This window comes from Planotetraspora phitsanulokensis (genome assembly GCF_016863295.1).
Taxonomy (GTDB): Bacteria; Actinomycetota; Actinomycetes; order Streptosporangiales; family Streptosporangiaceae; genus Planotetraspora; species Planotetraspora phitsanulokensis.
Genome location: NZ_BOOP01000044.1, coordinates 79,264 through 93,544 on the forward strand (window position 1 = coordinate 79,264; position 14,281 = coordinate 93,544).

Genomic DNA, 14,281 nt, shown 5'->3' on the forward strand with positions numbered 1-14,281 from the left:
GCCGTCTCTGATTGGACTCGGCCTCGCGACGGAAGGTTGGGGGTGTCCGGTGTCCTGATCCGGTCAGAGACGGGCTTGCCTGCAGCCGATCAGGCGGTGGCGGGCTCCTCGGCGCGCCTGGCCCGCTCGGCGAGGGCGTACTCGTCGGTCCGTGCGTCGTAGGCGCGGAACCTCGGCAGGACGGCCGCCATCACGGCGACCGCGCCCACGCAGAGAACGCCGCCTGCTCCCAGCGAGAAGCGCGTTCCGCCCAGTTGAGCCATGAAGCCGGCCCTGGCGTCGCCGAGCATCGGACCCGTCGAGTAGGAGAGCAACTCGATGCCGGCCAGCCGGCCGCGGTACTCGTCGGGGATGGTCTGATTCCAGATCGTGTGGCGGAACAGCCCGCTGACCATGTCGGCGCCGCCGGCGATCGCCAGGAACAGGAAGACCAGCCAGACGTTCGGCATGAAGGCCGCGACCACCACCGCGGCGCCCCAGCCCGCCGCGGCCATGATCACCGCGCGGCCGTGCCGGTGGACGTGCCTGGTCCAGCCCGAGGTGAGCGACGCGAGCACCGAGCCCACGCCGCCTGCGGCGTAGAGCAGGCCGAGGGCCTTCGGTGCGCGGAGGTCGTCCGCCAGGAAGGGGAACAGCGCGCTGGAACTCGCGAACGCCATGGCGGCGATGTCGACGAGGTAGGTACCCATCAGGTCGGCTCGCTTCAGCGCGTACCGCACTCCCTCGACCATCGACCGGAACGAGGCCGGGGTGGCGTCGTCCAGGCGGCTGACGGCGCGCACCCGGACGAGCAGCACCAGGGACAGCACGAACGTCACCACGTCGACGGCATACGACGTGGCGGGCCCGAACGACGAGACGATCAGGCCGCCCGCCGCGGGGCCCGCGATCATCGCCGTGTTGCCGATCACCCCCTGGATGGCGAATCCGGCGATCATCTGGTCGAGCCGGAGCACCCGGTTGATCAGCGCCTGCTCGCTCGGCCCGCGCACGCTGCCGAATCCGGCCGCGAGCGCGCCCACCATGTAGAGGACCCATGCCTGCGGCGCGGGCAACAGCGCGTTGACCAGTAAAAAAACGGAGGTCAGGCAGAGCCCGACCTCCGAGACGATCACGATTTTGCGCCGATCCAGGGCGTCGGCGATGGCCCCGCCCCACAGGCCGAAGATCACCATGGGCACGAACTCGGCCAGGCTCACCAGCCCCACCGCGAGGAAGGAGCCGGTGAGCTCCTTCATCTGGAACGGCACGGCCACCATCGTGACGAGCGTGCCGATCTGGGTGATCAGGTTGGACCCGAGGAGTAGGCGGAAGTCCCTGGACTCCCTTAGCGGGCTCAGATCCAGACGCATCCGGCGGGCGAGGGATCTGAGTGACCGTTCAGGTGTTTCCGACACAATCGTCCATTTTGGCGACGTGAGAAGTGAGGGGCAAACCGGTTTGCGCACGGGGCGGAGACGATCCCCGCCCCGCGCGCGGCCGGCCCCCGCACGCCCGAGCCGCAAAGTGGGCATCCCCACCCCGCACGCCCGAGCCGTCAAAAGGGCATCAGTCCCCGCCCCGGCGTGCGGCAGGCGGTCCCCTACCGTGGCACGCGCCCGAGGTGTCAGGTGGGCACCCGTCCCCACCCCGCGCCCGGCCGAGGCGTCAGGCGGGGACCTTGTCGAGGAAGCCGTGGACGTTGCTGATCCGGCCGTCCTCGGCGATCACGACGACGTCGAAGCCGATCACGACCGGCTCGGCGGCATCCTGCGGGCCGAGATGCCAGGTGAACCTGGCGATGTCGTGGTGGCCGTCCACGCGGCCGCCGAGCGTGAACACGAAGCCGGGGAACATCTGCTGCGCGCCGGCGATGACGGCGTCGATGCCGTCGTGCCCGGTGACGGAGGTCAGCGGGTCGGTGAGCACGGCGTCCTCGGTCCACAGACCGGCGACCGCCTTGGCCCGGGCGTCGGCGTCCGTCTCGTTCCAGGCCGCGATGTACCGCTCGGCCACTTCGTTGAAGTCGGTCATTGTCGGGCTCCTTCATCCGTTGTCCAGGTGCGACAACGGAAATGTGGCATGAGCCCGGGAAAGCGGTCGATTACGCCGCAGGTAAGGACTCCTCCTCGCGCGCCGGTTGGCGTGAGCCGACGGCCCCGGCCGGGTGTGCCGGGGCCACCGTGGGCGAGCGGACGTCAGAGCCCGAGCGTCTCCCTGCGGAGGTGGGTCTTGAGGATCTTGCCGCCCGGGTTGCGCGGGAGTTCGGTCTCGCGGAACCAGATCCGGACGGGCACCTTGAACTTCGCGATCCGGTCGATCAGGAACGACTGCAGTTCCTCGGCCGCGGCGGAGGCGCCCGGCTTGAGCCGCACCACCGCGCCGACCTGCTCGCCGAGCTCGTCGTCGGGAATGCCGATGACGGCGGCGTCGTCGATGGCGGGATGCTCGAACAGGGCGGCCTCGACCTCCGCGCAGTACACGTTCTCGCCGCCCCGGATGACCATGTCCTTGGCCCGGTCGACGATGTAGACGAAGCCCTCCTCGTCGACCCGCGCGAGGTCGCCGGTGTGGAGCCAGCCGTTCACGAACGTCTCGGCGGTGGCGTCCGGCCGGTTCCAGTAGCCCATGATCACGATGGGGCCGCGGACGCACAGCTCGCCGACCTCGCCGACCGGCACCTCCGCGCCCGCCGGGTCGCAGACCTTGATGTCGATGACCGCGGCGGGCAGGCCGATGCTCTCGGGCTTGGCGACGTAGTTGCGGCCGCTGTTGTAGACCGCGAGCGCCGTGGTCTCGGTCATGCCGTACCCGTTGCCGGGGGTGCGGTTGGGGAGCAGCTCGGTGATGCGCTCCAGCAGCTTGGGGGGCGCGGGCGCGCCGCCGTACGAGATCGCGGTGAGCGAGGAGATGTCGTGCGCGCCGAAGTCGGGGTGGGAGAGCAGCTGCCAGGCGTTCGTCGGCACGCCGCTCATGGTGGTGATCTTCTCGCGCTCGATCAGCTCGAGGGCGCGCTTCGGGTCCCACTTGTACATGAGCACCAGCTGACCGCCGGTGAGGAACGTCGGCATGAGTACGGCGAAGCAGCCGGTCGTGTGGAACAGCGGGACGGTGAGGAGCGTGATCCGGCGCACCGCGGCGGCCTCGGCCGGGTCCTTGCCCGCGAGGGCCACGCTGCTCATGAGCGCGTAGGCGACGGTCATCGGGGCCTGGCCGAGGTTGCGGTGGCTGCCCAGGGCGCCCTTGGACCGGCCCGTGGTCCCCGAGGTGTAGAAGATGGTGGCCGGGTCGTCCGGCCCGACCTCGACGTCGGGGAGCGTCACGTCGGGGGAGACCTCGCCGATCACCTGGGCCCAGTTCGCGTCGTCGGCGCGGGTGACGATCGTCGGCAGATCGACGCCTGACAGGCGTTCGGCGCGCTCGCCGTCGGCGATCAGCAGCTTCGCCCCGGAGTCGCCGAGGCCGTACTCCAGCTCCGGCCGGGTCCACCAGGCGTTCAGCGGGACGGCGACGGCGCCCGCCGCGAGTGTGGCGGAGAAGGCGACGATCCACTCGGGGTAGTTGCGCATGGCGATCGCGACCCGGTCGCCCTTGCGGATGCCGTAGTCGTCGACGAGCCGGTTCGCCAGCGTCGCGGCCAGGCGGAAATGCTCCTCGAAGGTCAGTCGATCGTCCTCGTAGACGACGAAGGTCTGCTCCCCGTGGAACCGGCTCGTCTCCAGCAGCGCGCGGAAGGTGGCCGGCGCGTGCTTCCACGCGCGGATCGTGTTTCCGGCGACCTGGACCTCTTCCATCTCGAAGAGCTGGCCCGGCGCCGTGAGCTGTGCCTGGACCTGTTCAATCGCTGTCATGCTGGCATGCTCCCGGGGGGTGTAGTTAACCGGAATGTCACAATACCGACCGGCCGGTACGGGGGCCAGGGCCGAAACCGTCCATACTCTGAAACTCGACTTGCATGCTCATGCCCCGCGTTGCATACTCGCTAACAGGCAAGAACATGAGCTAGCTCGCATAGTCATGCAGGGGGCAACGGATGAGAGCGGCGATCGCCGGGGCGAGCGGATACGCGGGGGGCGAGCTGCTGCGGCTGCTCCTCGGGCATCCTCTGGAGATCGGGGCGCTGACCGCGGCATCGAGCGCGGGAGACCGCCTCGGGCGGCATCAGCCCCACCTGCCCGCTCTCGCCGACCGGGTCATCGAGCCCACCACGACCGAGGTGCTCAGCGGCCACGACGTCGTCTTCCTGGCCCTTCCGCACGGGCAGTCGGCGGCCGTCGCCGCCGAGCTCGGCGACAGCACGCTGGTGGTCGACTGCGGCGCGGACTTCCGGCTCGCCGACGCGGCCGACTGGGCCGAGTTCTACGGCGGAACGCACGCCGGCACCTGGCCCTACGGCCTGCCCGAGCTGCCGGGGCAGCGAGAGTTGTTGCGCGGCGCCCGCAGGATCGCCGTCCCCGGTTGCTATCCCACCGCGGTCTCGCTCGCGCTGTTCCCCGCGTTCGCCGCGGGGCTGGCCGAGCCCGACGTGGTCGTGGTCGCCGCGAGCGGAACGTCCGGCGCGGGCCGCTCGCCCAAGGTCCACCTGCTGGCCAGCGAGGTGGCGGGCTCCGTCAGCGCGTACGGCGTCGGCGGCGTCCACCGGCACACGCCCGAGATGGAGCAGAACCTGTCCGCGGTCGCGGGCCGGCCGGTGCGGGTGTCCTTCACCCCCACGCTCGCGCCCATGAGCCGCGGCATCCTGGCCACCTGTACGGCTCCCGCCACGCCGGGCCTCACGGCCGCCGCGCTCCGGGAGGCGTACGAGGCGGCGGTGAAGGACGAGCCGTTCCTGCGCCTGCTTCCCGAGGGAGTCTGGCCCGCCACCGCGATGACGGTGGGCGCCAACACAGCCGCCTTGCAGGTCACTCTCGACGAGAGGGCCGGGCGGGTGATCGCCGTCATCGCCATCGACAACCTCACCAAGGGCACGGCGGGGGGCGCGATCCAGAGCGCCAACCTCGCCCTCGGCCTGGCGGAAGAAGTCGGTCTACCCCTTAACGGAGTCGCCCCATGATCGCCATGCACCCCACGAGCTCGGCCCACGAAGGAGGAGAGCCCGCGTGAGCGTCACCGCGCCTCTCGGCTTCCGCGCCGCGGGAGTCGACGCCGGCATCAAACGCGGCGACGACCGCGACCTGGCCCTGGTGGTCAACGACGGCCCGTCGAGGGCCGCGGCGGGCGTCTTCACCCGCAACCGTGTCAAGGCGGCGCCGGTTCTCTGGTCGGCGCAGGTCGTGAGCGGCGGCCGGGTCGGAGCCGTGGTGCTGAACTCCGGAGGCGCCAACGCGTGCACCGGGCCGCTCGGGTTCCAGGACACCCACGCGACCGCGGAGAAGGTCGCCGAGGTCCTCGGTGACTCCGCGGCCGAGGTGGCCGTCTGCTCCACCGGCCTGATCGGCGAGCGGCTGCCCATGGACGCGCTGCTCGCCGGGGTCGACGTGGCGGCCGCCCAGCTGTCCCGCGACGGGGGCCTGGCCGCGGCCGACGCCATCCGGACCACGGACACCGTCAGCAAGATCGCCTTCCGTCGAGGAGAGGGCTACATGGTTGGCGGCATGGCCAAGGGCGCCGGCATGCTCGCGCCCGCGCTGGCCACCATGCTCTGCGTGCTGACCACCGACGCCGAGATCGACTCCGAGGACCTCGACAGGGTGCTGCGGGCCGCGACCGCGGTGACCTTCGACCGCCTCGACTCCGACGGATGCATGTCGACCAACGACACCGTGCTGCTGCTCGCCAGCGGCGCCTCCGGCGTCCGGCCCGACCTGGCCGACTTCGAGAAGGTCGTCACCGCGGTCTGCGCCGACCTCGCCCGTCAGCTCCTGGTCGACGCCGAGGGCGCGAGCAAGGCCATCGCGATCGAGGTGGTCGGCGCGGAGTCCGTGGAGGACGCCGTGACCGTCGGCCGCGCGGTCTCCCGGTCGAACCTGCTCAAGTGCGCGATCCACGGAGAGGACCCCAACTGGGGCCGGGTCGTCAGCGCCGTCGGGACCACGGACGCGGCGTTCGACCCCGACCGGCTCAACGTGGCGATCAACGGCATCTGGATCTGCCGCGGCGGCGCGGCCGGCGACGACCGGTCCAAGGTCGACCTGCGGCCGCGCGACGTGACGATCACCATCGACCTGTCCGCCGGGCCGCACTCGGCGACCGTCCACACCACGGACCTCACCGCGGCGTACGTCCACGAGAACTCGGCGTACTCGTCATGAACGTGAGGACCAACGGGGCGCTGGACAAGGCCCACACGCTGATCGAGGCGCTGCCCTGGCTGGCGCGCTTCCACGGCGCGACCGTCGTCATCAAGTACGGCGGGAACGCGATGACCGAGGAGCATCTGCGGGCGAAGTTCGCCGACGACGTCGTGTTCCTCCGCTACGCCGGGCTGCGGCCCGTCATCGTCCACGGAGGCGGACCCCAGATCCAGGCGCAACTCGACCTGCAGGGGATCGACAGCCACTTCGTCTCGGGGCTGCGGGTCACCACCCCCGAGGCCATGCAGGTCGTCAGGATGGTCCTCGTCGGGCAGGTCAACCGCGACGTGGTCGGCCTGATCAACAGGCATGGGCCGTTCGCCGTCGGCATGTCGGGAGAGGACGCCCATCTGTTCACGGCCGAGCGCAAGCACGCCGTCGTCGACGGGGTGAAGATCGACATCGGCCAGGTGGGCGAGATCGTCGAAGTCGACGCGGGAGCCGTGCAGGCGCTGCTCGACGACGGGCGCATCCCGGTCGTGTCGTCGATCGCCCGCGGCGACGACGGACCCGACGGTCCGGGTGTCTACAACGTGAACGCCGACACCGCCGCCGCGGCCCTCGCCGTCGCGCTTAAGGCGTGCAAGCTGATCGTGCTGACCGACGTGGAGGGGCTGTATGCCGACTGGCGGCCCGACGCCCCCTCACACGAGGTGATCAGCCGGATCAAGGCGTCCGACCTGGCCGAGCTCCTCCCGGCGTTGTCGAGCGGCATGGTGCCCAAGATGGAGGCGTGTCTGACGGCCGTCGAGGGCGGCGTCCCCCAGGCCCACGTGCTCGACGGGCGGGTGCCGCACGCTCTGCTGCTGGAGATCTTCACGGACGAGGGCATCGGTACCATGGTCGTCCCCGACTCCGACGCCGGCTCGGGAGCGCTCGAGGCGCTCGAGGGGAGGGATTCGCGGTGAGCAATTCCGACGCGCTGCGCAAGCGCTTCGAATCGGTCTTCATGCCCAACTACGGTGTGCCTCCCGTCGCCATCGCACGCGGCGAGGGCAGCGTGGTGTGGGACGCGGATGGCAGGCGCTACCTCGATCTGATCGGCGGTATCGCGGTCAGTTCGCTCGGCCACGGGCATCCCGCCCTCGTCGAGGCGGTGTCACGGCAGGTGGCGACGCTGGCGCACACGTCGAACCTGTTCCTGCACGAGCCGGAGGTCCTGCTCGCGGAACGACTGGTCGGCCTGTTGCGGGCGCCGGGCCGCGTGTTCCTGGCCAACTCCGGCACGGAGGCCAACGAGGCGGCGCTGAAGCTCGCCATCAAGTACGGCAAGGCCCACGGGAAGAGCTACTTCGTCGCCACCGAGATGGGCTTCCACGGCCGGACCATGGGCGCGCTGTCGCTGACCGGCAAGCCCGCGATCCGCGACCAGTTCGGCCCGTTCCCCGTCGACGTCAGGTTCGTGCCGTACGGCGACGCCGACGCGCTCAAGAACGCGGTCACCGGAGAGTGCGCGGCGGTCTTCCTCGAACCCACGCAGGGTGAGGCCGGGGTGGTGCCGCCGCCGGACGGCTACCTCCGCGCGGCCCGGGAGATCTGCTCGGCGACGGGGGCACTGCTGGTCGCCGACGAGATCCAGTCGGCCATCGGGCGGACCGGGCACTGGTTCGCGCATCAGGCGGACGGCGTGGTCCCCGACATCCTCACCCTGGCCAAGGGCCTCGGAGGCGGCATGCCGATCGGGGCGTGCATCGGGATCGGCCCGGCGGGCACGATCTTCGACAAGGGCGACCACGGCTCGACGTTCGGCGGCAACCCGGTGTCGTCCGCGGCGGCCCTCGCCGTGCTCGACACGATCGAGCGGGACGGCCTGCTGGAGCACGTCGCGACCGTCGGCCGCAGGCTCGCCGAAGGCATCGCCGCCGTCGACCATCCGCTCCTCGCCGGAGTGCGGGGCCGCGGGCTGTGGCTCGCGACGGTGCTCGCCGCCGACCGCTCGGCTCAGGTCCAGGCGGCGGCGCAGGAGGCCGGCTTCCTGGTCAACGCCCTGCAGCCCGACGCCGTACGGCTCGCGCCGCCACTCGTGATCACCATGCCGGAGGTCGAGTCCTTCCTGGACGCGCTCCCGGGCATTCTGGAGGCCGCCCGATGACCAGCCAGGCAGGGCCCAGGCACTTCCTGCGGGACGACGACCTGTCGCCCGCGGAGCAGGCCGAGGTGCTCGACCTCGCCGAGGCGATGAAGAAGGACAGGTACGGTCACCGTCCGTTCGAGGGACCGGCGACGGTGGCGGTGCTGTTCGACAAGCCGTCCACGCGGACCCGCGTCTCGTTCGCGGTCGGCATCGGCGAACTGGGCGGGATCCCGCTGGTCATCGATGGCGGCTCGTCGCAGATGGGTAGAGGCGAGCCGATCGAGGACACCGCCCGGGTGCTCTCGCGCCAGGTGGCGGCCATCGTCTGGCGCACCTCGGGCCAGGAGCGCATCGAGGCGATGGCCTCGGCCTCGGCCGTTCCAGTGGTCAACGCGCTGACCGACGAGTTCCACCCGTGCCAGATCCTCGCCGACCTGCAGACCATCCGGGAGCATCGGGGCGCGCTGCGCGGGCTCACCCTCGCCTATCTGGGCGACGGGGCCAACAACATGGCCCATTCCTACCTGCTCGGCGGGGCGACCGCCGGGATGCACGTGCGGATCGGGGCGCCGCCCGGGTACCTGCCCGACGCGCTGATCCTCGACCGGGCGGCCGAGATCGCCGCGTCCACGGGCGGCTCGGTGACCGCGGTGAGCGACCCGGCGGCGGCCGTCGACGGAGTCCACGTGGTCGCGACGGACACCTGGGTGTCCATGGGCCAGGACGGCAAGGAGGAGCGGATCGCGGCGTTCGGCCCGTTCCAGGTCGACTCCGCGCTGCTGGCGGGGGCGGCTCCGGACGCGATCGTGCTGCACTGCCTGCCGGCCTACCGGGGGCTGGAGATCACCGCCGAGGTGATCGACGGCCCGCGGAGCGTGGTGTGGGACCAGGCGGAGAACCGGCTGCACGCGCAGAAGGCGCTCCTGCACTGGCTGGTGTCGCGGAGCGAGGTGTCGTCATGACCATTCCGCTGACCAAGGCCGCCCGCCATGCCCGCATCGTCGACCTGCTCACCCGGCACAAGGTCCGCTCGCAGCCGGAGCTGGCCAAGCTACTGGCGGAGAGCGGCGTGGAGGTGACGCAGGCGACGTTGTCGCGCGACCTCGACGAGTTGGGGGCGCTCAAGCTGCGGGCCGACGACGGGACGCTGGTCTACGCCCTGCCGGGGGAGGGCGGCAGCCGGATCCCGCGTTATCGGGCGGGCAACGTGAACGGCTCTCCGGAGAACCCGGACGCCAGGCTGAGAAGGATCGCGGAGGAGCTCCTGGTGTCGGCGGAGGCGTCCGCCAACCTGGTGATCCTCCGTACGCCACCGGGTGCGGCGCAGTTCCTCGCGTCGGCCATCGACCACGCGGGCTGGGAGTCGATCCTCGGCACGGTGGCGGGTGACGACACGATCCTGGTGATCAGCAGGGACCCGTTAGGCGGCGGCGCTCTGGCCACCTCTCTGCTCAGCCTGACCGCCCGCCGCCTGAACGGATGACCCCCTTCCCTGCCCCCTCACATGGCCGTGATCATGCATACATTCGTGAAAAGGCCCGCCGACCTGGAACTTCCGAGTTGGTGATCATGCACAGATTCGTGGAAATGTTCGCTGACCTGGGGATTCTCGCCCGGTGATCATGCACAAGCACACTGCGCAGCAAGATCACCGCCACGCAGGGGGACCGGGTGGACTGAGACTTTCCGGCACGCCCCCGTTCTCATGTGGGACGAGGGCATACGTCGGCTAAGGTCGCGGATGAGCCGACGTGACCTGACGCGCCACGATGCCGCACGACGCGTCACGATCGGCAGGTACGGCACGCGAAGGCGCCCGTCCACGCCGGAGTGAACGGCCCGCGGCGATACCGGGACCGCAATGCCCGTACGGCAGGCGAGTCCCTCACAGCAGGATGGAATCGAGGAGGACCACGGTGACGGACAACAAGCCGATGCGGCTCTGGGGCGGCAGGTTCGAGGGGGGACCCGCGGACGCGCTCACGCGCCTGTCGGTGAGCGTGCAGTTCGATTGGCGGCTCGCGCCGTACGACCTGCTGGCCTCGCGCGCGCACGCCCGTGTCCTGAACCGTGCCGGGCTGCTGACGGCGGAGGAGCTCGACCGCATGCTGGGCGCGCTCGACGAGCTGGAGAGCGCCTGCAAGAGGGGCGAGTTCCGCCCGACCGTCGCCGACGAGGACGTGCACACGGCGCTGGAGCGCGGTCTGCTCGAGCGTCTCGGCTCGCTCGGCGGCAAGCTGCGCGCCGGGCGCAGCCGCAACGACCAGGTCGCCACCGATCTCCGGCTCTATCTGCGCGACCACGTCCGCACCATCGTCTCGCGGCTGGTGGAGCTGGAGACCGCGCTGATGAGCCAGGCCGAGGAGCACGCCGCCACCGCGGCGCCCGGCATGACGCACCTTCAGCACGCGCAGCCCGTGTCCTTCGGCCACCAACTGCTCGCCCACGTGCACGCCCTGACGCGGGACGCCGACCGGCTGAAGGACTGGGACAAGCGGGCGGCCGTGTCGCCCCTCGGCTCGGGCGCGCTGGCGGGCTCGTCGCTGCCTCTCGATCCCGCGGCTGTCGCGGCCGAGCTCGGCTTCGACGCCCCCGCGCCGAACTCGATGGACGCGGTCGCCGACCGTGACTTCGCCGCCGAGTTCCTCTTCTGCGCGGCGATGATCGGCGTGCACCTCTCGCGCCTCGGCGAGGAGATCGTGCTGTGGGCGTCCCAGGAGTTCCGGTGGATCGAGGTGGACGACGCCTACTCCACCGGCTCGTCGATCATGCCGCAGAAGAAGAACCCGGACGTCGCGGAGCTGGCCAGGGGCAAGAGCGGCCGGTTGATCGGATCGCTGATGTCGCTGCTCACGACCTTGAAGGGCCTGCCGCTCACCTACAACCGCGACCTGCAGGAGGACAAGGAGCCGGTGTTCGACGCCGTCGACACCCTGCTGCTCGTGCTGCCCGCCGTCTCGGGCATGGTGTCGACGATGCGGGTGAACTCGGCCAAGCTCGAGGCCAGCGCCCCCGAGGGCTTCGCCCTGGCGACCGACCTCGCCGAGCTGCTGGTCCGCCGCGGGGTCGCCTTCCGCGACGCCCACGAGGCCGTCGGCCACCTGGTGGTGTGGTGCCAGGTCAACGACAAGGATCTCGGCGACCTGACCGACGAGGAACTCGCCAAGGTGTCCCCGCACTTCGCGGCGGAGCCCGCTGAGGCCGCCGACGGGACGCCCGGCGTCCGCGACGTCCTCAGCGTGCAGGGCGCCCTCGCCGCGCGCAGCGCGTTCGGCGGCACCGCCCCCGACCGGGTGCGCGACCAGCTCGTCGGCCTGCGAGAGATCGTCGACGGCCAGGCGGCATGGGCGAGCGGCAGCTGACCGGGCCGCCGTCCTCCCTCTCCGGGACGGCGCTCGACCGCGACTTCTTCGACCGCCCGTCCGAGCAGGTGGCGCCTGACCTGCTCGGACGCGTGATCGTCCATGGACCCGTCGCGGTTCGGCTGACCGAGGTCGAGGCGTACGGCGAGCCCGGCCAGGACCCTCCGGCGCACACGTACCGCGGGCTCACGCCCAGGAACGCCGTCATGTTCGGCCCACCGGGGCATGTCTACGTCTACTTCACGTACGGCATGCATTTCTGCGCCAATCTCGTCTGCCGGCCTGAGGGCGTCGGCTCCGCCGTGCTGATGCGGGCGGGCGAGGTGATCGCCGGAGCCGAGGTCGCCCGGGCCCGGCGGTTTCCCCCGGGTACGGCTGTCGCCGGCGGATCCGGTGGCGTCTCCGGCGTCCGGACGAAGCGGATCTCGGACCGGGACCTCGCGCGGGGACCGGCGAGGCTCGCGGTGGCTCTCGGGCTGGAACGGGAGCACAACGGGCTCGACTGCTGCGCCGGCGGGCCGATGCGCGTGCTGGCCGGCGAACCCCCGGATCCCGGGCTGATCCTTGCCGGGCCCCGGACGGGGGTGTCCACCGGTGCCGAGACCCCGTGGCGGTTCTGGATCGAGGGCGATCCGACCGTGTCGCCCTACCGGCCGCACGCACCGCGCAGGCGAACGCGCCCGCCGGGCTGAGTAACGAGTGGCGATAGGGTTTCGCCTCGTGCAGGCTTGTACGAGCGGAGCCGTACATCAAAGGCAGCCAGTGCGGCGCCGTGCCGTATATCCATCGATGAGCGAGAGCCAGGACCGTGACCGCATCTTCGGGCAATCTCATCCCGACATCTGAGATCGCCGACATCCTCGACGAGCTGGAATGGCGCGAGATCATCGCGCAGACCACCGACGCCGACGCGCTGCGCGCGGCGCTGGCCGAGGGGCCGATCACGGTCTATGCGGGCTTCGACCCGACGGCGCCGTCGCTGCACGTGGGCAACCTCGCCACACTGCTGATCCTCACCCGGTTCCAGCGGGCGGGGCACCGGCCGATCGGTCTGGTCGGCGGAGCGACGGGTCTCATCGGCGACCCGAGCGGCCGCAGCACCGAGCGATCGCTCAACTCGACGGAGATCGTCGCGGAGTGGTTGTCCCGGATTCGCGTCCAGGTTGAGAAATTCCTCTCATTCGAGGAGGGGCCGACGGCGGCGACGCTGGTGAGCAACCTCGACTGGACCGGCGAGCTGTCGGCGATCGAGTTCCTCCGAGACGTCGGGAAGCACTTCCCGGTCAACCGCATGCTGGCCAGGGAGTCCGTGGCCGCGCGGCTGGGCGGCGAAGGTCTCAGCTACACCGAGTTCAGCTACCAGATCCTCCAGGCCAACGACTACCTCGAGTTGTACCGCCGACATGGGTGCTCGCTCCAGCTCGGCGGCAGCGACCAGTGGGGCAACATCACGGCGGGCGTCGACCTGATCCGCCGTGTCGAGGGAGCCCACGTCCACGCGCTGACCGGCAAACTGATCACGAAGGCCGACGGCACGAAGTTCGGCAAGACAGCGGGTGGGGCCGTGTGGCTCGATCCGGCGCTGACTTCGCCGTACGCCTTCTACCAGTACTGGCTGAACTCCGACGACCGCGATGTGGTGCGCTTCCTCAAGGTGTTCACCTTCCGGTCGCGTGAGGAGATCGCGGAGCTCGAGTTGTCCGCGAAGGAGCGGCCGGCGGCGCGTGAGGCCCAGCGGGCGCTGGCCGAGGATCTGACGACCCTCGTCCATGGCGCCGACGAACTCGCGCGGGTCATCGCGGCGTCACGGGCCCTCTTCGGCCAGGGATCGTTGTCCGACCTCGACGAGAAGACGCTCGAATCGGCGCTGGCGGAGGTTCCGAAGGCCACCGTCACCTCCCTGGGGGCGTCGTACGTCGATTTGCTGGGGGAGAGCGGCCTGGTCGAGTCCAAGTCGGCGGCCCGCCGGGCGGTCAAGGAGGGCGGCGCGTACCTCAACAACGTGAAGATCACGGATGAGGAGTACGTGCCGTCGGCCGATGATCTGCTCCACGGCCGGTTCCTCGTGCTTCGCCGTGGCAAGAGGACCATCGGCGGCGTCGAAGTCGTCTGACGGACAGCGCATCGCCCCGGGGCCGATCGGTCCCGGGGCGATGCGTTTTCGCGGTCAAGAATTTTCGTGGCGGGGGTAACAGTCTGATAGCCATGCGGGTTCCGTGGGCGCGAATCACGCGTCTGACCTGCGACGACACGCCATCCGCCCGTGATTTGACGGAAGCCTGGGAGTTGCCTAATGTTTCCTTCGCCCCAAGGGACGCGGGACGCCGAGAAGGCGGCCAGACGCCGAGGGGCAGGCCACTTGGACAAGCGACCGGGCGCGGATTGATCGCCAAGCTCGGGTTGATCGTAATGCGGCGAAACCTCCGGTTTTGACAAGTTACGGATAACGCCGTAAGTTGGAGTGGTTGCCCCGGAAGCGGGGTGGTCCTCCTCTGGAGGGTGCTGAGGTACGGCGAGGCCGGCAGGCCGACGCCGGACGAGGCTCCTCGAGGATGGGACAAGCGGAAGTCCAA

General features: G+C 70.6%; 12 protein-coding genes. 9 read left to right on the forward strand and 3 right to left on the reverse strand.

The window, feature by feature from the left end:
* Window positions 1-89: 89 nt before the first annotated feature.
* From Pph01_RS37445 to Pph01_RS37455, 3 genes are all read right to left on the reverse strand, one after another.
* A complete protein-coding gene (locus Pph01_RS37445) occupies window positions 90-1,352 on the reverse strand; it encodes an MFS transporter (protein WP_239117309.1) in 1,263 nt (420 codons plus the stop codon).
* 295 nt (window positions 1,353-1,647) lie between these two features.
* Window positions 1,648-2,013: a nuclear transport factor 2 family protein gene (locus Pph01_RS37450; RefSeq protein ID WP_204077976.1), complete on the reverse strand. Its 366-nt coding sequence runs from the start codon at window positions 2,011-2,013 to the stop codon at window positions 1,648-1,650.
* A 164-nt stretch (window positions 2,014-2,177) separates the two neighbouring features.
* The gene (locus Pph01_RS37455) at window positions 2,178-3,830 is read right to left on the reverse strand and encodes a class I adenylate-forming enzyme family protein (RefSeq protein WP_204077977.1); all 1,653 of its coding nucleotides are present in this window, start codon (window positions 3,828-3,830) and stop codon (window positions 2,178-2,180) included.
* Between the two features lie 182 nt (window positions 3,831-4,012).
* Between Pph01_RS37455 and argC the strand changes: the two genes are divergently transcribed.
* From argC to tyrS, 9 genes are all read left to right on the forward strand, one after another.
* The gene (gene argC / locus Pph01_RS37460; RefSeq protein WP_204077978.1) at window positions 4,013-5,032 is read left to right on the forward strand and encodes an N-acetyl-gamma-glutamyl-phosphate reductase; all 1,020 of its coding nucleotides are present in this window, start codon (window positions 4,013-4,015) and stop codon (window positions 5,030-5,032) included.
* A 46-nt stretch (window positions 5,033-5,078) separates the two neighbouring features.
* The gene (gene argJ / locus Pph01_RS37465) at window positions 5,079-6,230 is read left to right on the forward strand and encodes a bifunctional glutamate N-acetyltransferase/amino-acid acetyltransferase ArgJ (RefSeq protein WP_204077979.1); all 1,152 of its coding nucleotides are present in this window, start codon (window positions 5,079-5,081) and stop codon (window positions 6,228-6,230) included.
* Entirely contained in the window at window positions 6,227-7,180 is a 954-nt protein-coding gene (argB, locus tag Pph01_RS37470) for an acetylglutamate kinase (protein WP_204077980.1), read from the forward strand. Before argJ ends, argB begins: the two co-directional genes overlap by 4 nt.
* A complete protein-coding gene (locus Pph01_RS37475) occupies window positions 7,177-8,364 on the forward strand; it encodes an acetylornithine transaminase (RefSeq protein WP_204077981.1) in 1,188 nt (395 codons plus the stop codon). The genes argB and Pph01_RS37475 overlap by 4 nt, the downstream gene beginning before the upstream one ends.
* Window positions 8,361-9,308: an ornithine carbamoyltransferase gene (gene argF, locus Pph01_RS37480; RefSeq protein ID WP_204077982.1), complete on the forward strand. Its 948-nt coding sequence runs from the start codon at window positions 8,361-8,363 to the stop codon at window positions 9,306-9,308. The genes Pph01_RS37475 and argF overlap by 4 nt, the downstream gene beginning before the upstream one ends.
* The gene (locus tag Pph01_RS37485; RefSeq protein ID WP_204077983.1) at window positions 9,305-9,829 is read left to right on the forward strand and encodes an arginine repressor; all 525 of its coding nucleotides are present in this window, start codon (window positions 9,305-9,307) and stop codon (window positions 9,827-9,829) included. Before argF ends, Pph01_RS37485 begins: the two co-directional genes overlap by 4 nt.
* Before the next feature lie 412 nt (window positions 9,830-10,241).
* A complete protein-coding gene (argH, locus tag Pph01_RS37490) occupies window positions 10,242-11,708 on the forward strand; it encodes an argininosuccinate lyase (RefSeq protein WP_204077984.1) in 1,467 nt (488 codons plus the stop codon).
* Window positions 11,690-12,400 (forward strand): DNA-3-methyladenine glycosylase, encoded by a 711-nt coding sequence (locus Pph01_RS37495; protein ID WP_204077985.1) that lies wholly within the window; start codon window positions 11,690-11,692, stop codon window positions 12,398-12,400. Before argH ends, Pph01_RS37495 begins: the two co-directional genes overlap by 19 nt.
* A 155-nt stretch (window positions 12,401-12,555) precedes the next feature.
* Window positions 12,556-13,821 (forward strand): tyrosine--tRNA ligase, encoded by a 1,266-nt coding sequence (gene tyrS, locus Pph01_RS37500; RefSeq protein ID WP_204077996.1) that lies wholly within the window; start codon window positions 12,556-12,558, stop codon window positions 13,819-13,821.
* Window positions 13,822-14,281 lie beyond the last annotated feature (460 nt).